This window comes from Arthrobacter sp. APC 3897 (assembly GCF_030407495.1).
In the GTDB taxonomy this organism is placed as follows: Bacteria; Actinomycetota; Actinomycetes; order Actinomycetales; family Micrococcaceae; genus Arthrobacter_B.
In genome coordinates, this window is record NZ_JASDDG010000011.1 from 1 (window position 1) to 19063 (window position 19063).

General features: G+C 65.0%; 17 protein-coding genes. 3 read left to right on the plus strand and 14 right to left on the minus strand.

The window, feature by feature from the left end; genetic code table 11:
• Positions 1–2137: bifunctional [glutamine synthetase] adenylyltransferase/[glutamine synthetase]-adenylyl-L-tyrosine phosphorylase (locus QMA10_RS06950; RefSeq protein WP_290167106.1), on the minus strand; the 2137-nt coding region annotated here is incomplete at its 3' end.
• A gap of 72 nt (positions 2138–2209) precedes the next feature.
• Positions 2210–3550 (minus strand): type I glutamate--ammonia ligase, encoded by a 1341-nt coding sequence (glnA, locus tag QMA10_RS06955; RefSeq protein WP_104054680.1) that lies wholly within the window; start codon positions 3548–3550, stop codon positions 2210–2212.
• 196 nt (positions 3551–3746) lie between these two features.
• Here glnA and panB point away from each other — a divergent pair, with 196 nt between their 5' ends.
• Entirely contained in the window at positions 3747–4625 is an 879-nt protein-coding gene (gene panB / locus QMA10_RS06960) for a 3-methyl-2-oxobutanoate hydroxymethyltransferase (protein WP_290167107.1), read from the plus strand.
• Positions 4626–4688: 63 nt separating this feature from the next.
• Here panB and QMA10_RS06965 read toward each other — a convergent pair whose 3' ends face one another.
• On the minus strand, positions 4689–4865 hold the full coding sequence (locus tag QMA10_RS06965) for an SPOR domain-containing protein (RefSeq protein WP_290167108.1): 177 nt from the start codon (positions 4863–4865) through the stop codon (positions 4689–4691).
• 131 nt (positions 4866–4996) lie between these two features.
• On the opposite strand from QMA10_RS06965, the gene map reads away from it, so the two are divergent.
• Together map and ppgK are read left to right on the plus strand one after the other, a co-directional pair.
• Entirely contained in the window at positions 4997–5875 is an 879-nt protein-coding gene (map, locus tag QMA10_RS06970) for a type I methionyl aminopeptidase (RefSeq protein WP_290167109.1), read from the plus strand.
• 38 nt (positions 5876–5913) lie between these two features.
• A complete protein-coding gene (ppgK, locus tag QMA10_RS06975; RefSeq protein ID WP_290167110.1) occupies positions 5914–6717 on the plus strand; it encodes a polyphosphate--glucose phosphotransferase in 804 nt (267 codons plus the stop codon).
• A 79-nt stretch (positions 6718–6796) separates the two neighbouring features.
• On the opposite strand, the gene nrdR is transcribed toward ppgK, so the two are convergent.
• The 11 genes from nrdR to ftsZ form a co-directional block, all read right to left on the minus strand.
• Positions 6797–7282, minus strand: a complete 486-nt coding sequence (gene nrdR / locus QMA10_RS06980) for a transcriptional regulator NrdR (RefSeq protein ID WP_290167111.1) — start codon at positions 7280–7282, stop codon at positions 6797–6799.
• Positions 7283–7491: 209 nt separating this feature from the next.
• Positions 7492–8844 (minus strand): histidinol dehydrogenase, encoded by a 1353-nt coding sequence (hisD, locus tag QMA10_RS06985; RefSeq protein WP_290167112.1) that lies wholly within the window; start codon positions 8842–8844, stop codon positions 7492–7494.
• Positions 8845–8884: 40 nt separating this feature from the next.
• The gene (dnaE, locus tag QMA10_RS06990; RefSeq protein ID WP_290167113.1) at positions 8885–12421 is read right to left on the minus strand and encodes a DNA polymerase III subunit alpha; all 3537 of its coding nucleotides are present in this window, start codon (positions 12419–12421) and stop codon (positions 8885–8887) included.
• Positions 12422–12507: 86 nt separating this feature from the next.
• The gene (locus QMA10_RS06995) at positions 12508–13434 is read right to left on the minus strand and encodes an RluA family pseudouridine synthase (protein WP_290167192.1); all 927 of its coding nucleotides are present in this window, start codon (positions 13432–13434) and stop codon (positions 12508–12510) included.
• Between the two features lie 5 nt (positions 13435–13439).
• Entirely contained in the window at positions 13440–14069 is a 630-nt protein-coding gene (gene lspA / locus QMA10_RS07000; protein WP_290167114.1) for a signal peptidase II, read from the minus strand.
• A 138-nt stretch (positions 14070–14207) separates the two neighbouring features.
• Complete coding sequence (locus QMA10_RS07005; RefSeq protein ID WP_290167115.1) at positions 14208–14969, minus strand: DivIVA domain-containing protein; 762 nt, start codon at positions 14967–14969, stop codon at positions 14208–14210.
• Between the two features lie 156 nt (positions 14970–15125).
• On the minus strand, positions 15126–15416 hold the full coding sequence (locus QMA10_RS07010; protein WP_290167116.1) for a YggT family protein: 291 nt from the start codon (positions 15414–15416) through the stop codon (positions 15126–15128).
• 66 nt (positions 15417–15482) lie between these two features.
• Positions 15483–16079, minus strand: coding sequence for a cell division protein SepF (locus QMA10_RS07015; protein WP_290167117.1), 597 nt, complete (start codon positions 16077–16079; stop codon positions 15483–15485).
• Positions 16080–16154: 75 nt separating this feature from the next.
• Complete coding sequence (locus tag QMA10_RS07020) at positions 16155–16919, minus strand: YggS family pyridoxal phosphate-dependent enzyme (protein ID WP_290167118.1); 765 nt, start codon at positions 16917–16919, stop codon at positions 16155–16157.
• Positions 16920–17014: 95 nt separating this feature from the next.
• Entirely contained in the window at positions 17015–17737 is a 723-nt protein-coding gene (locus tag QMA10_RS07025; protein ID WP_290167119.1) for a polyphenol oxidase family protein, read from the minus strand.
• Between the two features lie 55 nt (positions 17738–17792).
• Positions 17793–18989 (minus strand): cell division protein FtsZ, encoded by a 1197-nt coding sequence (ftsZ, locus tag QMA10_RS07030; protein ID WP_290167120.1) that lies wholly within the window; start codon positions 18987–18989, stop codon positions 17793–17795.
• Positions 18990–19063 lie beyond the last annotated feature (74 nt).

The following is a 19063-nucleotide window of genomic DNA, read 5'->3' on the forward strand; positions in this document are numbered from 1 at the left end:
TGAGCTTTTCCTCGTTCTCCAGAACCGCACCTTCGGCAACATGCAGTGCTCCCAGGACCGCTGCCCGGTCCACGTCCGCGAGCGCGTGGCCCACTTCCTCCTGCGTCAGCAGGCAGGCACTGTCGGCAAGGGCGATCCGCAGCATTTCGCGCCGGCGGATGAGGCGGATCAACCGCATGGCCTCCTGCGGTTTGGGATGGCGGGACATCTTCGACCGGATTTCCTGCCACTGCGCGTCGAAGGTCATCGGCACCAGGTTTTTGTCGGTGTCCAGCCAGGCCGTGGCCTCCGGTGAGACTTCCAGGAGGTCTGTGATGAACCTGCTGGAGGACAGGATGGAGCACAGCCGTTCCCCGGCCGCGGAGGAATCGCGCAGCATGCCCAGATACCAGTGGGTCTCCCCCAGTGACTCGCTGAGGCGCCGGAAGCCCAGCAGGCCGGCGTCGGGATCCACGCCGTCGGCGAGCCAGCCCAGCAGCACGGGCAGGAGCTGCCGCTGCAGGGCGGCACGGCGGCTGATGCCGGTGGTGAGTGCCTCAATATGCCGCATGGCCCCCTTGGGGTCCGCATATCCCAGGGCGGCCAGCCGCGCCTGCGCAGCCGCCGGGGTAAGGCGCACCTCGTCCGCACTGAGGTTTGATGCAGTGTTGAGCAGCGGCCGGTAGAAGATGCTTTCATGAAGGCGCCGGACCAGCCTCTTGGTGCGCTGCCAGGTCTCGGTCAGCCGCTCCGCCGTGGGTCGCCCCGCGGCCAGCGATCCGCTGGCCGCCTTCGCCAGGGCCCGCAGCGCCGGTTCGGACTCCGGCATCAGATGCGTGCGGCGCATGTGCACCAGCTGGATCCTGTGTTCGAGCACCCGCAGATACCGGTAGGCGGCATCCAGGTCAACGGCATCGCTGCGTCCGATGTATCCGCCTTCGCTCAGTGCCGCGATGGCCGCCGTCGTACTGCGCACGCGCAGGCTTTCATCGGTCCGCCCGTGCACCAGCTGGAGAAGCTGGACGGTGAATTCGACGTCGCGCAGGCCGCCGCTGCCCAGCTTCAGCTGCCGGGCTTCTTCGTGTGCGGGGATGTGGTCGGTAACCCGGCGGCGCATCGCCTGCACTGCTTCCACAAAGCCCTCGCGCTCCGTGCTGGACCAAATCAGCGGCGCCACTGCTTCTTCATAGCGGCGGCCCAGGTCCGGGTCCCCTGCCGCGGCGCGGGCCTTGAGCAGTGCCTGGAACTCCCAGGTATGTGCCCAGCGGGAGTAATAGCTCAGATGCGAATCGAGGGTCCGGACCAGGGGGCCGTCCTTGCCCTCGGGCCGCAGGTTGGTGTCCACTTCCCACAACCCCGGTTCCGGGGCCGAGGCGTTGATGGCCCGGGAGATCCCCGCGGCCAGAGCGGTACCGATCCGTGACGCAAGCGTCCCGTCCAGTCCCGGTGCCTCCATCACGTAGATGACGTCGACGTCGGAAATGTAGTTGAGCTCCCGCGCGCCGGTTTTACCCATGGCAATGACGGCCAGACGCACCCGGGAAATATCCTCCGCCGCGTAGCTGGCGGCCAGTTCGGCACGCGAGACAGCCAGCGCTGCCTCCAAGGCGGCGCCGGCAAGGTCTGCGAGTTCGCGCCCGACGGCAGGGAGCACATCGGTGGGCGAGGCGGAGCCGAGGTCCCGCACGGCGAGGTCCAGCAGGTGCCTGCGGTATCTGGTCCGCAGGGCAACGTAGGCTTCGGTTCCCGTCAGTCCGGCAACCGGTGCTCTGCCGGTGCCCGCCTTGACCGATTCCAGCAGGGAAGCGCGCAGGGTGTCCCCGGGCACCTCCATGGGCTCGGCACGCAGCGGAGCACGCAGGCTATCCGCTGCCTCAGGGTGGCGCATCACAAACTCGGCCAGCGCCTCCGAAGCACCCAGGAGCCGGAAAAGCGCTTCGCTCTCCTCGGGCCCGGCTTCCACCAGTTCCCGCAGCGAGGGAACGCGGTCCAGCAGACGGACCAGCGACTGCAGCGCCAGGTCCGGGTCGGCGGCCTGCAGGAACCCGGTAAACAGCACCTGCTCATCAAGCCCCTCCAGCTCGGGTGCCTGCAGGAAGCGGCCGCTCTTTTCCAGGTCGCTGAAACCTGCGGCGATCAGCCGGCGGGTGAGACTCATCGAAGATCCTCCTTCTTGCCCATTCCTGCTCAACGCCAAGTACCGCAGCCCGTCTTTTGAGGGCCCTGCGGCCTAGAGGATGCCCAGGTTCTTTTTCAGCTCGAACTGGGTGACGTGCTGGCGGTACTCGTTCCATTCCGCACGCTTGTTGCGCAGGAAGTTTTCAAAGACCTGCTCACCGAGGATCTCGGCTACCAGCTCCGACTCCTCCATGGCCCGGACCGCGTCATGCAGGGATGCCGGCAGCGGATCCAGCCCCATGGCGCGGCGTTCGGCAGCCGAGAGGCTCTCAATGTCATCCTCCGCACCGGCGGGAAGCTCATAGCCTTCCTCGATGCCCTTGAGGCCGGCTCCCAGCAGGACGGCGTAGGACAGATACGGGTTGGCGGCGGAGTCGATGCCTCGGTATTCAATCCGTGCGGACTGGCCCTTGCCCGGCTTGTACAGCGGCACCCGGACCAGCGCGGAACGGTTGTTGTGGCCCCAGGACACGTAGCTGGGCGCCTCGCCGCCGCCCCACAACCGCTTGTAGGAATTTACGAACTGGTTGGTGACGGCGGTGAACTCCGGCGCGTGCCGCAGGATGCCGGCAATGAACTGGCGGGCGGTGCGGGACAGCTGGTACTCGGCGCCGGCTTCGAAGAACGCGTTGGTGTCACCCTCGAACAGGGACAGGTGCGTGTGCATGCCTGAGCCGGGATGGTCGGAGAACGGCTTGGGCATGAACGTGGCGTAGCAGTTGGTGGTCAGGGCAACTTCCTTGACCACGGTGCGGAACGTCATGATGTTGTCTGCCGTCTGCAGGGCATCCGCGTACCGCAGGTCAATTTCGTTCTGGCCGGGCCCGGCCTCGTGGTGGCTGAACTCCACGGAGATGCCTACGGCTTCCAGCATGGACACCGCGGTGCGGCGGAAATCCTGGGCGACGCCGCCGGGAACGTGGTCAAAGTAGCCGGCGCGGTCCACGGGGACGGGTTCGCCGTCGGGGCCGAGTTCGTCGGACTTCAGCAGGTAGAACTCAATTTCCGGATGCGTGTAGCAGGTGAAGCCCATGTCCGCGGCCTTGGCGAGCTGGCGCTTGAGCACGTTGCGGGGATCCGCAGCGGAGGGCTGGCCGTCGGGGGTGAGGATGTCGCAGAACATGCGCGAGGTCTGCTCGGAGTCGCCGCGCCAGGGAAGGATCTGGAAGGTGGAGGGATCCGGCTGGGCCAGCATGTCTGATTCGAAGACCCGGGCCAGTCCCTCAATGGAGGATCCGTCAAATCCCAGGCCCTCTTCGAAGGCACCTTCAACTTCGGCCGGAGCCAGGGCAACGGACTTCAGCGTGCCCACCACATCGGTAAACCACAACCGCACAAACCGGACGTCTCGCTCTTCAATGGTGCGCAAAACGAATTCCTGCTGGCGGTTCATCCCTACCCTCTTTCGTCAGACGGTGGGACGGGCCGGATTCTCCGGTGCCGCCCCAGTATTACAAGCCTTGGTTTACTCTACCCATCCTTGGGACTTTTGCCGCCGCGGGGCCGCCCCGGGGGCCCTGCGTTACGGCGGCACCGCCGGCTTTCGGGAGAACAGCGGCAGGACCGCGGGTTTTTAGTACGCTCAGGTCATGACAGACGCTGAACAGCCCGCTCCGTACGCACCGGCTCCCGGTAATCCGGCAACCCCCGCGGATCCCGAGACCCGGCCCGCCCGGCAGCGGATCCGCATTCCGCACCTGCAGCGGTTCAAGGACTCCGGGGAGCGCTTTGCCATGCTCACCGCCTATGACCAGTACACCGCGGCCATCTTTGACGAGGTCGGCATCGAGGTCCTGCTGGTGGGTGATTCGGCCGCCAACAACGTCATGGGCCACGCCACCACGCTGCCCATTACCCTGGATGAAATGCTCGTGTTCGCACGCTCCGTCACGGCGGGAGCCAGCCGCGCCCTGGTGGTCTGCGACCTGCCCTTCGGCTCCTACGAGGTCTCCCCCGCCCAAGCAGTGGAGTCCTCGATAAGACTGCTCAAGGAAGGACTGGTCCACGCCGTCAAGCTGGAGGGCGGAGCAGCCTACGCGCCGCACGTCCGTGCCCTGACGGCCGCCGGGATCCCCGTCATGGCTCACGTGGGCTTCACGCCGCAGAGCGAGCATGCCCTGGGCGGCTACCGGGTCCAGGGCCGCGGGGACGCCCGGCACGCAGTGATCGACGACGCCGCTGCCCTGGCCGAGGCGGGTGCCTTCTGCGTCCTGATGGAAATGGTGCCGGCGGATGTCGCCGCAGAGGTTGATGCCGCCGTCGGGGTTCCCACCATCGGCATCGGCGCCGGCAACGCGACCACGGGGCAGGTCCTTGTCTGGCAGGACATGGCAGGCCTGCGGGGAGGCAGGCAGCCGCGGTTCGTCAAGCAGTTTGCCGACGTCCGTTCCGTACTGGCAGCCGCCGCCGGCAGCTACGCGGAGGAAGTGCGCAGCGGCGCCTTCCCCGGCCCGGAGCACAGCTTTTAGCCGGCAGGGCTCCGAGCCTTCACAGACGCCGCCGGCGGGATCCAACTACCAGCGGGGATTCAACTACCAGGGGCGGTTTTCTTCATCCTCTTTGTCCCAGGCTTCGTTGCGCTGCTGCACCTTCAAAAGAGCCGACTGGGCCTCTTCCTCTGTCTTGTAGGGGCCCAGCAGTTTTGTCCAATCTGACTGAGGGCCCTTTTCGACCTCGTGCGTGACAACGTTGAACCAGTATTCGGTCATGGTCGGCTCTCCTTGAACGTGGTGCGTTTCCTTCCCCGCAGCTTTTGCTCCGCCGGCATAAAGACGTTCCGGAGGTCCGGCTCAGGGACGGCTGTGCCGCGGCACAGCCGTGCGGCGATAAGATCGATGGTATGCCCCACACAGTTGCCACTGCACCCCTTGGCCATCTCACACCGGGAGTCGTGAGCCGGCGTCGTCCCGTTCCCGCCTCAATCCCGCGACCCGAATACGTGGGCAAAGAAGCTCCCACCCCCTTCACGGGTTCAGAGGTCAAGAGCCCGGAAACCATCGAAAAGATCCGCGCAGCGTCAAAGATTGCCGCTCAGGCCATCGTGGAGGTGGGCAGGCACATTGCCCCCGGCGTCACCACTGACGAGCTGGACCGCGTAGGCCATGAGTTTTTGCTGGACCACCACGCCTACCCCTCCACACTGGGCTACCGCGGCTTCCCCAAGTCGCTGTGTTCCTCCGTGAATGAGGTCATTTGCCACGGCATTCCGGACAGCACGGTACTGGAGGACGGCGACATCATTAACATCGACATCACCGCCTACATCAACGGCGTGCACGGGGACACCAACTGGACGTTCCTCGTGGGAGACGTGGATGAAGAGTCTGCCCTGCTGGTGGAACGCACGCAGGAATCCCTCCGCCGGGCCATCAAAGCGGTCATGCCGGGACGGGAAATCAACGTCATCGGCCGCACCATCGAGTCCTACGCCAAGCGTTTCGGTTACGGCGTTGTCCGTGACTTCACCGGACACGGTGTCGGCGAAGCCTTCCACACCGGCCTGATCATCCCCCATTACGACGCCGCGCCCGCCTACAGCAGGCTGATCGAACCGGGAATGGTGTTTACGATTGAACCTATGCTCACTCTCGGCACCATTGAGTGGGACATGTGGGATGACAACTGGACCGTCCTTACCAAGGACCGCAAACGCACCGCACAGTTTGAGCACACGCTGCTCGTGACGGACTCCGGCGCCGAAGTTCTGACCCTTCCCTGACCTGTTAGTCCGAGCTGAGAACTACTACTGGAGAACCCATGCCCAAGAAGCACAAGTCCGACAAGCATGTCGACGCCGTCATTGGAATTGATATCGGTGGCACTGGCATCAAGGGCGGCATCGTCGACCTGGCCAAGGGCAAGCTGATTGGTGACCGTTACCGCATTCCCACCCCGCAGCCTGCAACCCCCGAAGCCGTAGCCGGCGTCGTGGCGCAAATTGTCGAAGAACTGTCCTCCCGCAAGGGCGGCCCCGGACCCGATGTCCCAGTGGGCGTCACGTTTCCGGCCATCATCCAGCACGGCATTGCCCGCTCCGCGGCCAATGTGGACGACAGCTGGATTGATACGGACGTGGACACGCTGCTCACCAAGGCTCTCGGCCGCGACGTACAGGTGATGAACGACGCCGACGCCGCAGGGCTGGCGGAGGCCCGCTACGGCGCCGGCCGCGGGGTGGACGGCACCGTCCTGGTGATCACGCTCGGCACCGGCATTGGCTCCGCCCTGATCTACAAGGGCACACTCATTCCGAATGCAGAACTCGGACATCTGGAAATTGACGGGTATGACGCCGAGTCCAAGGCCTCAGCCTCGGCACGTGAACGCGAAGACATCAGCTGGGAGGAATACGCGCAGCGCCTGCAGCGGTACTTCTCCCATGTTGAATTCCTGTTCTCCCCGGACCTCTTTGTGGTGGGCGGCGGCATCTCCAAGCGCAGCGAAGACTTCCTGCCGCTGCTGAACCTCCGGACCCCGCTGGTCACGGCCAATCTGAAGAACAACGCCGGCATTGTGGGCGCTGCACTCCAGGCTGCGCTGCACTTCAAAATCGTCAAGTAGTTCCCGGCACAAGAAGCGGCAGCAGGATTTCCTGCTGCCGCTTCTTTGTGGTCCGCTTCTTTGCGGCCTTACCGCAGTGTCAGCGCCCCTGGGCGACGGCGGGCGCGGACGAACCGTGCAGGGAGTCCCTGCGCAGCACCGCAATGGCCGCCTCGAAGTCCTCCAGCGATTCGAAGGCCTGATAGACGCTGGCAAACCGCAGATAGGCCACCTGGTCCAGTTTCTGCAGCGGCTTGAGAATAGCCAGGCCCACCTCATGGGCATCAATCTCCGCCACGCCGCTGGCGCGGATGGATTCCTCCACCTCCTGGGCCAGCATGGCCAGGTCATCTTCACTCACGGGCCGGCCCTGGCACGCCTTGCGCACACCGTTGATCACCTTCCCGCGGCTGAACGGCTCCCCCACACCGGAACGCTTGATAACGCTCAGACTGGTGGTCTCCACAGTGCTGAACCTGCGGCCGCACTCCGGGCACTGGCGCCGGCGGCGGATCGCCGAGCCGTCTTCGGCCAAGCGGCTGTCCACGACGCGGGAATCAGCGTTGCGGCAGAACGGACAGTACATCCGGTGTCCTTTCGCTGGGGGTCCGGGGTCCGGGGTCCGGGACGGCAGCGAACGCCGCGGGCCCGGGAGGCTCCTGGTTCAAACCGGCACAGCGCCGGTTGCGCACTCATTCTAGGGTCCGAAGGCGCCCAGCACCAACTGCCCGTCACCATATGTAGTACCCGTGGGCACTACATATGGTGGTCCGGCAGCACCGGGGGTACGAAACGTCAGGAAGAAAACCGCACGGATACGGCATCACCGTGCGCGGGCAGGTCCTCGGCGCGGGAGAGGGCTACCACATGCCCGCTCACTTCCTCCAAAGCGGCCCGGTCGTAGTTGATGACCTGGATGGCGCGCATAAAGGTGGTCACATTCAAGCCGGAGGAAAAGGCTGCAGTGCCCGCCGTGGGCAGGACGTGGTTGGAGCCGGAGCAGTAGTCACCCAGGCTCACCGGGCTGTAGCTGCCAACAAAAACGGCGCCGGCGCTGGTGATGCGTGCAGCTGTTTCCTCTGCGTTGGCGGTCTGGATTTCAAGGTGCTCCGCCCCGTAGGCGTTGCAGACGTCGATGCCCTGCTCCAGGTTGTCCACCAGGATGGTTCCGGACTGGGGTCCGGACAACGCGGTGGCCACACGGTCCGCGTGGCGGGTAGCCGGTACCTGACGGTCCAGTTCCGCCCACACCCGCTGCTCCAGATCAACGGAGTCGGTGACGAGCACCGAGGCGGCGTTCGGGTCGTGCTCGGCCTGGCTGATCAGGTCCGCAGCCACCAGGCGCGCGTCGGCCCCGGCGTCGGCCAGGATGGCAATTTCGGTGGGGCCGGCTTCTGCGTCGATGCCCACCACACCCTTGACCAGGCGCTTGGCCGTAGCCACATAGACGTTGCCGGGTCCGGTGACCACATCCACCGGCGCCAGCTCGGGGTTGTCCCCCGCGGCACGAACACCGTAGGCGAAGGCAGCAATGGCCTGGGCGCCGCCCATGGCATACACCTCTTCAATCCCCAGCAGTTCGGCCGCTGCCAGAATGGTGGGGTGCGGCAGGCCGCCGAAGGCCGGCTGCGGCGGTGAGGCCAGGGCCAGCGATGAGACCCCCGCTGCCTGGGCGGGGACAACATTCATGATCACCGATGACGGATAAACCGCCAGGCCGCCGGGTACGTAAAGGCCCACCCGGCGGACGGGAATCCATTTCTGGGCCACGTTGGCGCCGGGGCCTATCTGCAGGTCGGTGTTCCGGGGACGCTGGGCGTCGGCAAACAGCCGGGCGCGGCGGATGGATTCCTCCAGGGCTGCACGGACCTGGGGGTCCAGCTGCTCCAGCGCTTCCTTCAGCGCGGCGCGCGGAACCAGCGGACGGTGCTGCTCCACCCGGTCAAACCGGGCCGCCAGCTCACTCAGGGCGTCGTAGCCGCGGGAGCGGACATCGGAAATGATGGCGGCTACCGCGTCTGAGGCTACATCGGTGGTGGTTTCCGCCCGGGGCATCGCGTGCTTCAGTTCGGCGGCCGAAAGATGCCGGCCGCGCAGGTCGATGGTTCGGAAGGATGTGCTGACGGCTGCGGGGCTGGAAGAAGTCACGGGTTCATTCTACTGCCCCGCCGGCCCCGCTGCCGCTTTGCTACACGTCCAGGCAGGCCGGGCCCAGCAGCACCTTCAGGTCACCGAACAGCGACGGCGTGGGGTTCACCCTGAGGTCGACGCCCAGCTTCATGACCTCCATGGTCCGGGACCCGTTCAGCCTGATCTGCACCTCCGACGTTCCCGGGTGGGTCCGGAGGACGTCCCCGAGCTGGGTCACCACCGTTTCCGTGGCCTTGTACGTGGCCATGGAAATCACCACCGGACCGGAGTGTCCCTCGCTCAGGTCCGGAACGGTGAGCTCCTGCGCGTTCAGGGTTACGGCGCCGTCGTCGCGCCGCTGCAGCCGGCCGCGGACGACCACGATCAGGTCCTCGGCGAGCACTGCGGCAATCGGGCCGTACACCTGGCCGAAGAACATGACTTCCATGGAGCCGGCCAGGTCCTCGATCTCGCACCGGGCATAGGCGTTGCCGCTGTTCTTGGCAATCCTGCGCTGCAGCGAGGTGATCATCCCCGCAATGGTGACAATCGCGCCGTCGGGCGGGCCTTCCTCGCCCACAATGCTGGTGATGGAGGAATCCGCGTGCTGGCTGAGGATGCCCTCAAGACCCTGCAGCGGATGGTCGGACACATACAGGCCCAGCATGTCCCGTTCGAAGGACAGTTTGTCTTTCTTCTCCCACTCGGGCAGATCCGGAATCTCGATGCTGATCGAGTCCTCCGGCTCCTGGTCGGCGATTGCGGCAAAGAGGTCAAACTGGCCCACGGCTTCGTTGCGCTTGAGCACGACGACGGAATCGATCGCCTCTTCGTGGATCATCGCCAGCGGACGCCGCGCGTGGCCCATGGAGTCAAAGGCACCTGCCTTGATCAGGGACTCGATGGTGCGCTTGTTGCAGACCACCGCCGGAACCTTCATCAGGAAGTCCTTGAAGTTGGTGAACGCCCCCTTTTCTTCGCGGGCGGACACCATGGACTGCACCACGTTGGCGCCCACGTTGCGGATGGCTCCCATCCCGAAGCGGATGTCCTTACCCACCGGAGTGAAGTTCACGCTGGACTCGTTGACGTCCGGCGGCAGCACCGTGATGCCCATCTTGCGGCACTCGTTCAGGTACATGGCCAGCTTGTCCTTGTCATCGCCCACGGAGGTGAGCAGGGCAGCCATGTACTCGGCCGGATACTGGGCCTTCAGATACGCGGTCCAGTAGGACACCACGCCGTAGGCGGCCGAGTGCGCCTTGTTGAAGGCGTAGTCGGAGAACGGCAGCAGAATGTCCCAGAGCGCCTTGATGGCAGCCTCCGAGTAGCCGCGGTCCACCATTCCCTGGTGGAAGCCGGCGTACTGTTTGTCCAGCTCGGACTTCTTCTTCTTACCCATGGCGCGGCGCAGGATGTCGGCCTGGCCGAGGGTGAACCCGGCCACCTTCTGGGCAATGGCCATCACCTGTTCCTGATAGACAATCAGGCCGTAGGTGGTGCCCAGGATCTCCGCCAGCGGTTCTTCGAGCTCCGGATGGATGGGGGTGATTTCCTGCTGGCCGGTTTTGCGCAGGGCATAGTTGGTGTGCGAGTTGGCGCCCATGGGACCCGGCCGGTACAGGGCGATGACGGCCGAGATGTCTTCAAAGTTGTCCGGGCGCATACTCTTGAGCAGCGACCGCATGGGCCCGCCGTCGAGCTGGAACACGCCCAGGGTTTCGCCGCCGGCCAGGAGGTCGTAGGCCTCTTTGCGGTCCAGCGGCAGGTCTTCCAGGACCAGGTCCTCGCCGCGGTTGTTCTTGATGTTCTCCACCGCGTCGGAAACGATCGTCAGGTTTCGCAGGCCCAGGAAGTCCATCTTGATCAGCCCCAGGCCTTCGCAGGTCGGGTAATCGAACTGCGTGATGACCTGCCCGTCCTGCTCGCGGCGCATGATCGGAATGATGTCGATCAGCGGGTCCGAGGACATGATGACGCCGGCGGCGTGGACGCCCCACTGGCGCTTGAGGCCTTCCAGTCCCAGCGCGGTGTCGAACACCCGCTGCGAGTCGGGATCGGTGCGCAGCAGTTCACGCAGCTCTTCCGCTTCGCCGTAGCGCTTGGCTTCCTTGTTGTGGACGTCCTGCAGGGAAAGTCCCTTGCCCATGACGTCCGGCGGCATGGCCTTGGTCAGGCGCTCTCCCACGGAGAACGGATAGCCCATGACGCGGGAGGAGTCCTTCAGCGCCTGCTTGGCTTTGATGGTGCCGTAGGTGACAATCATGGCCACGCGCTCGTCGCCGTACTTCTCCGTGACGTAATGGATCACTTCGGAGCGGCGCCGATCATCGAAGTCGACGTCGAAGTCAGGCATGGAAACACGGTCCGGGTTCAGGAACCGCTCAAAGATCAGGCCGTGCTGCAGCGGATCCAGGTCGGTGATGCCCATGGCGTAGGCGGCCATGGAACCGGCACCGGAGCCGCGGCCCGGGCCCACGCGGATTCCGTTGGCCTTGGCCCAGTTGATGAAGTCGGCCACCACCAGGAAGTAGCCCGGGAAACCCATCTGGGCAATGATGCCCACTTCATAGTCGGCCCGCTTGCGGACGTCGTCGGTGATCCCGTTCGGGTAGCGGCGGTGCAGGCCCGCTTCCACTTCCTTAACGAACCAGGATTCCTCGTTTTCCCCTTCGGGGCAGGGGAAACGCGGCATGTAGTTCGCCTTGGTGTTGAATTCGACGTCGCACCGCTCGGCAATGAGCAGGGTGTTGTCGCACGCGTCGGGGTAGTCGCGGAAGATGGCGCGCATTTCCGCCGGGGACTTGAGGTAGAACTCGTCGGCGTCGAACTTGAAGCGCTTGGGATCGGCCAGGGAGGAGCCGGACTGGACGCACAGCAGCGCAGCGTGCGCGGAGGCGTCTTCAGCATGCGTGTAGTGCAGGTCATTGGTAGCCACGAGGGGCAGCTGCAGCTCGCGGGCAAGCTTGATCAGATCCGCCTGGACGTTGCGCTCGATGTCCAGTCCGTGGTCCATCAGCTCGCAGAAGAAGTTGTCCTTCCCGAAGATATCCCGGAAGTCAGCGGCAGCCTGGACGGCTTCCTTGTACAGGCCCAGCCGCAGTTTGGTCTGGACTTCGCCGGAGGGGCAGCCGGTGGTGGCGATGAGTCCCTTGCCGTAGGTCTGGAGCAAATCGCGGTCCATGCGCGGCTTGTAGAGAAATCCCTCAAGGGAAGCCAGGGAGGACATCCGGAAGAGGTTATGCATTCCCTCGGTGGTCTCTGACCACATGGTCATGTGGGTGTACGCACCGGCACCGGAGACGTCGTTGCGGCCTCCGTCGCCCCACTTCACACGGGTCTTGTCGCCCCGTGCGGTTCCCGGAGTCAGGTAGGCTTCAACGCCCACAATCGGTTTGATGCCGGCGTTGCGTGCCTTGTTCCAGAAGTCGAAGGCCCCAAACACGAATCCGTGGTCCGTGGTTGCCACGGCATTCATGCCCAGCTCCTCGGCATGACTGAAGAGGTCCGTCAGGCGGGCCGCCCCGTCCAGCATCGAGTACTCGGTGTGGTTGTGAAGATGGACAAACGATTTCGAAGAAGTTGCTGAAGCCACCGAACCATTCTAGGCCGGGTTAGAGCGGCAGCCGGACGGCTCGCCGCCGTCCGGCTGCCGGCGTTCGTCACTTCCGGCTGCGTGCCTTAGACATCCCCGCGCTGCAGGGCGTCCAGTGCATACTGCAGGTCCTGGGGGTATTCGCTGACAACTTCCACGCGTTCTCCGGTTCCCGGGTGCGCGAAGGCCAGTTTGCGGGCGTGCAGCCACTGCCGGGTCAGGCCCAGTTCGGCGGCCAGCTTTGCCTCGGCGCCGTAGGTGAGATCTCCGGCACAGGGGTGCTTGAGTGCCGAGAAATGCACCCGGATCTGGTGCGTGCGGCCGGTCTCCAGATGCACCTCCACCAGCGAGGCCTTGCCGAACGCCTCAAGCACCTCATAGTGGGTGACCGAGGGCCGGCCGCCCTCAAGCACCGCGAACCGCCAGTCATAGGAAGGATGCCGCCCGATCGGTGCATCGATGGTTCCGCGCAGCGGATCCGGCAGGCCCTGAACCACAGCGTGGTACATCTTCTCCACGGTGCGGTCCTTGAAGGCCTGCTTCAGCAGCGTGTAGGCGTGCTCGGTCTTGGCCACCACCATGGCGCCGGAGGTGCCCACATCGAGGCGGTGGACAATGCCCTGGCGTTCAGGGGAACCGGAGGTGGAAATGCGGTAGCCGGCGGCTGCCAGTCCGCCTACTACGGTGGGGCCCACCCAGCCCGGCGAGGGATGCGCGGCCACGCCCACGGGCTTGTCGATGACAACAAAGTGGTCATCATCGGCCAGGATCTTCAGTCCCTCAACGGGTTCGACGACGACGGCGAGCGGATCACGCTGCTCGGGAATGTCAACGGTCACCCGGTCCCCGGCCGCGAGGCGGTCAGACTTGCCCAGCGCCTTGCCGTTCATACTGAAGTAGCCATCGGTAAACCAGGTGGCTGCTGTGGACCGCGAGACATCCAGGAGTTTCGCCATGACCGCGTCGGCGCGGCCGCCGTCAGCCTCGTCCGGAATCTGCAGGACGGTGTGGATCTCATTCATTTGGTGTCGTTGCCGTTCTTTATGTCTGTGCTGCCGGGTTCGCTGCCGGTGTCCGCGTCCGGTGCTGCCCCTGTGGGGGTCCGCACTCCGTCCAGGCCCACGCCGCGCAGAGTCAGCAGGCAAACCAGAATGACGCCGGAAACCACGCAGGTGTCGGCAATGTTGAAGATTGCGAAGTTGGGCAGGGCGATGAAGTCCACCACGTGGCCCTGGCCGAACGAGGGGTCACGGAACAGCCGGTCGGTGAGGTTGCCCGCCGCTCCCCCGAGGACCAGGCCCAGGGCAACAGCCCAGGAGAAGGAACGGACCCTGAGCATGAGGTACACAAGGAACCCGCACACCGCCGCCATGATGATGGTGAACACCCAGGTGTAGTCGGTACCGATGGAGAAGGCAGCCCCGGGGTTGAGAATGTAGTGCCAGCGCAGCAGGGGCGGCAGCACGTCGGTGACCTGGCCCAGTGTCATGGTGGACTCGACCCACCATTTCGTGAGCTGGTCGATCCCCACGGCCAGTACTGCGCACGCGGCCATAATCAGCGCATATCCGGACCACGCCGGCCGCACGTGGCCGCCGCCGCTGCCGGCTTCGCTTGCCGACACGGGTTCCTCAGAAGATTTAGTCATGGTGCTTTCGTTGGTCGTGGCCCGTCGCAGGGCCCCGGGAGTGCGAAAGCAAGGGGCCGGCCAGCCGGGGCATCCCGGCCAGCCGGCCCTTGCTCTAATTCAGTTTAGTGCACCTTCGGTGCCGCCGTGCCGTCCGCGTTATGCGTCGGCAGTCTCGGAGGCAACGGATCCGCGGGCATCGAGGTCGCGCAGCTGGCCTTCGATGTAGGTCTTCAGGCGTGAACGGTAGTCACGCTCGAAGCCGCGCAGCTGCTCCACCTTGCGCTCCAGGACTTCCTTCTGCTGTTCCAGGCTGCTGAGGATCTTGCGGCTCTTGTCCTCGGCTTCGGTGACCAGGCCGGTGGCTTCGATCTGGGCTTCGGCAATAATCTTGTCGCGCTGCTCAACACCGGCGCCCACGTAGTCATCGTGCATCTTCTGGGCCATCGCCAGGATGCCTGCCGCGGTCTCGGTGTCGCTGGCTGCGGTTGCCGGAGCAGATGCGGCGGCTGCGTTGGCCGGTGCTGCGGCGGCCGGGGCACCGGCCTTGACCTCGTCAGCCTTGGTGGCCTGGGGTTTTGCCTCTTCAGCCTTGGACTCCTGGAGCTTGGCGGCGGCTGCGGTGGCCTTCGACCCCTGGGCCTTGACCGGCTCGGGCTTCTTCTGTCCCTTAACCGGTGCCGTGACCTGCTCCGTCTTGGCTGCAGCTGACACGGGGGCCGGAACAGCGGAGCTGTCATCGGACTTGCCGGCAACGCAGTCGGCGAGCTGACTGCGGAGGTCTTCGTTCTCAGCGTTCAGACGACGCAGCTCAATAACAATCTCATCGAGAAAGTCGTCAACTTCGTCCTGGTCGTAGCCTTCACGGAACTTGGTCGGCTGGAACCGCTTATTGACAACATCTTCTGGCGTCAGAGCCATCTGGTCACCTCACACTGGTTATAAGATACGCCTGCGAGTTCAGCAGACGGTTCTACGTAGAGAATATTGAACATAAAAACCTAAGGAGTCTTATTCCTTTTCACAGTATCGCTTCCAGGGAAGGAAAACTAACTGCAGCCGCAGGGCCGCCGCAAATTAAAAGAGGGCGCCCGCGACGATCTGCTTCACGATGGCAACGACGATGAACAGCACAATGAAGGCGAGGTCCAGGGAGATTCCGCCCAGGCGCAGCGGAGGAATAAACCGGCGAAGCAGCCGGATGGCCGGGTCAGTGGCCCCATAAATTACCGAGGCCAGCACCAGGGCCGGTCCCTTGGGACGCCATTGGCGGGCGAAGATCTGGACGGCGTCGTAGACAATCCTCAGGAACAGGGTGAACTGAAAGAGCACCAGCAGCACATACAGCAGGGCAAAAATAATACTCACGCGTGTTGTTTCGTTTCAGGGAAGGCCGTAGCGGTCCGGGGATATCCCGCTGCTGCGGGCCCGCGGTCAGCTCTGATTGAAGAATGCCGACTGGGATTCGCTGACTTTTTTGTCATCACCCAGCACCTCCACGTAGGACGGTGACAGGAGGAAAACCTTGTTGGTCACGCGTTCGATGCTACCGCGCAGCCCAAAGACAAGGCCAGCAGAGAAATCGACCAGGCGCTTGGCATCTGCTTCGCCCATGTCGGTGACATTCATGATTACCGGAATTCCGTCCCGGAAGCTCTCACCGATGATCTTGGCGTCGTTGTAAGAACGGGGGTGAACGGTGGTGATCTGGCGCAAGCCATCCACTTCCTCTCGGGATGACGGTGCTCGCTTAATGGGTGTGACCGGTGCCCGGTATTCTTCGACTGCAGTGCGTGCCGCGGGTGCCGGTGCGGGCTCGGCGTCGCGGTCCGCACGCTCTGGCCGCTCGGGACGTTCCGTGCGCTCGGCGCGCTCCGTCCGTTCGGGGCGTTCAGTGCGCTCGTACTCGGGGGTGTACTCCTCGGTGCTGCGCCCCGGGGCTTCCCGCTGGCTCTTCTGCTCAGACTCGTAGGGCTCTTCACCGTCGGCGAGCCCAAGGTAGATCATTGTCCTGCGCATTGCGCCAGCCATGGTTGCTCCTTCTATAACTTCAGCGCCGTAGCACCCGCCCCCCGTCAGATGAGGGACTCTATCCTCCTATAGACGCTACCGCACTGCGGGCCGGGGCCCGAGAATATCGGAGCCGATCCGCAGGTGTGTCGCCCCGTTTTCCAGCGCCGCTTCCAGGTCCCCGCTCATGCCGGCCGAGATCGCATCCGCCCCGGGGTGGTCCCGCTGCAGTTCGCCTGACAGGGCAGCCAAACGGGCAAAGGCCTCCCCTGCGTCGGCACCGAGGGGTGCCACCGCCATGACCCCGGCGAGACGAAGGCCGGCGGTTTCCGCGGCTGCCTCCGCCAGACCGGCCAGCTCCTGCGGCAGCGCTCCTCCGCGGGACGCCCCGGCACCGGACAGGCCGCCTCCAGCTGCCTGCTCCCGCAGATCCACCTGCAGGAACACATCCAGGTCCGCCCTGGGCTGCTCCCCCGCCTGCGTACGGCGGGCTTGTTCAGCCGCCACGGCTTTGCCAAGTGCCGTGACCAGCGAGAGCCGGTCCACTGAATGGACGGCCGCCGCGTATCGGACCACTGACTTCGCCTTGTTGCTCTGCAGCTGGCCGATGAAATGCCACTTCAAGCCCTGAGCCTGCACCGATGACGCCTTCGCCGCGGCCTCCTGAGCCTTGTTCTCACCAACGTCGGTGACGCCCAAACCGGCCAGGAGATGCACATCCGAGGCGGGAAAGTACTTGGTGACCACTATGAGGGTTGGCGCCGCAGCGCCTGCTGCCGCTGAGCTGATACGGGAGCGCACCCGCTGAAGCCGCTGCGAAAGCTCAGTGGACCGTTCGGCGGGGGTGAGGCTGGCAGTCATGGCGTCGTGCTCCTTGTATCAAGCAGGTAGTTCAGGCAGCGGAGCTGCCGGTCATGCGGGGATCCGGGACATTTGCGAAAGCGGGGATCCATGCGTCAGTTTCGCCAGATGAGCCCGGCGAAGCGCCCTGCACTGCTGCTGCGGCGGTGCGAGTAGAGATCGTCGGATTCGAGGGTGCACCCGGGGACCCGGACGACGTCGACGCCCAGGGCTTCCAGCTGTGACTGTGCCCCGGCAGGGAGATCGAGGGCAGGAGTTCCCCAGCGGGTGGTCGAGCGCACTTCCGGCAACACAGCGGCTGCCTCACGCTGCATGGCCTCGGGAACCTCGTAGCACTGTCCGCACACCGCCGGGCCGATCCAGGCGCGGAGGTCCTGTGCGCCTGCAGCGGCCATCTCCTGCACGGTGTTGGCGAGGATACCGTCAAGCAGTCCCCGGCGGCCGGCGTGGGCTACACCCGTCACCATGCCGCCGGCACGGTTCCGCCCGGCCAGCACCACGGGGACACAGTCGGCCACCATGACGGCCAGCGGCACGCTGCCGTCCGGACTGACGAGGGCGTCGGCAGTGAGCGGGTCTGCTGCAGCATCAGCCGTCCCCACGGGTGACGCTCCGGCTACGGATGCAACAACTGCCGAATGTACCTGGTTCATGAACCGCAGGGCCCCATCGGGCACACCCATGCGCGCCTCCAGCGCCCTGCGGCGCCGCAGCACCTGTACCGGGTCATCCCCAACATGCAGAGCGAGGTTGCCCGCCTCTGTAGTGGTGAACGCGACCGCCAGGCCGTCACCGGCCTGCGTCTGCCACCAAAACATCGTCGAACAACCTCGCTGGGCTAAATGGTCCGGGTCCGGGACCCGGACCGGGGTGTTACTTCAGGAAGTCAGGGACATCCAGGTCATCATTGCGTCCAGTGGACAGATCCGGCTCCACGACTGCGGGCAGGTCCACATCGAAGCCTGCATCGGCAGGAACATCACTGCGCTGGGTGGAGCGCTGCGACCATGCCGACAGCCCTGCGGAAGCAGGCGCGGCGGCTGCGTAGCCGCCGGCGGCCGGTGCACTGGCCGGGGGCTGTGCAGGTTCGGCCGGCTTGTGCGAAACAGGCTGTGAGGTGACATCCACCTGGTCGAAGCCTGCCGCAATGACGGTAACGCGCGCTTCGTCACCGAGGGCGTCGTCAATAACGGCACCGAAGATGATGTTGGCTTCCGGGTGGGCAACTTCCTGCACCAGCCGCGCAGCCTCGTTGATCTCGAACAGGCCGAGGTCGGACCCGCCCTGGATGGAGAGCAGGACACCGTGGGCGCCGTCAATGGAGGCTTCCAGCAGCGGCGACGCAATGGCCAGCTCAGCGGCCTTGACGGCACGGTCCTCACCGCGTGCGGAACCGATACCCATGAGGGCGGAACCTGCACCCTGCATGACGGACTTGACGTCGGCGAAGTCGAGGTTGATCAGACCCGGCGTGGTAATCAGGTCGGTAATGCCCTGCACACCGGAGAGCAGCACCTGGTCAGCGGAGCGGAAGGCGTCCAGCATGGAGACGTTCCGGTCGCTGATGGAGAGCAGACGGTCATTCGGGATGACGATCAGCGTGTCGACTTCGTCGCGCAGCGTATCGATGCCGGACTCGGCCTGGTTGGACCGGCGGCGGCCTTCGAAGGTGAACGGACGCGTCACGACGCCGATGGTCAGGGCACCCAGGGACCGGGCAATGCGGGCCACGACGGGCGCGCCGCCGGTGCCGGTGCCGCCGCCCTCGCCGGCGGTAACGAAGACCATGTCAGCCCCGCGCAGGACTTCCTCGATCTCTTCGGCGTGGTCCTCGGCGGCCTTGCGGCCCACCTCGGGATCCGCGCCGGCGCCCAGGCCACGCGTCAGCTCGCGGCCGACGTCGAGCTTCACGTCGGCGTCGCTCATCAGCAGCGCCTGCGCATCGGTGTTGATGGCGATAAACTCCACGCCTCGGAGTCCGACATCAATCATCCGGTTTACGGCGTTCACGCCACCGCCGCCGATGCCGACGACCTTGATGACGGCCAAGTAATTCTGCGGTGCTGCCACGTCCTGTGTCCCTTGTTCGAATCTGTGCAACTGATCAATTGTGGCCGGATTTTTCCGGCCGAAAACCTTGAACC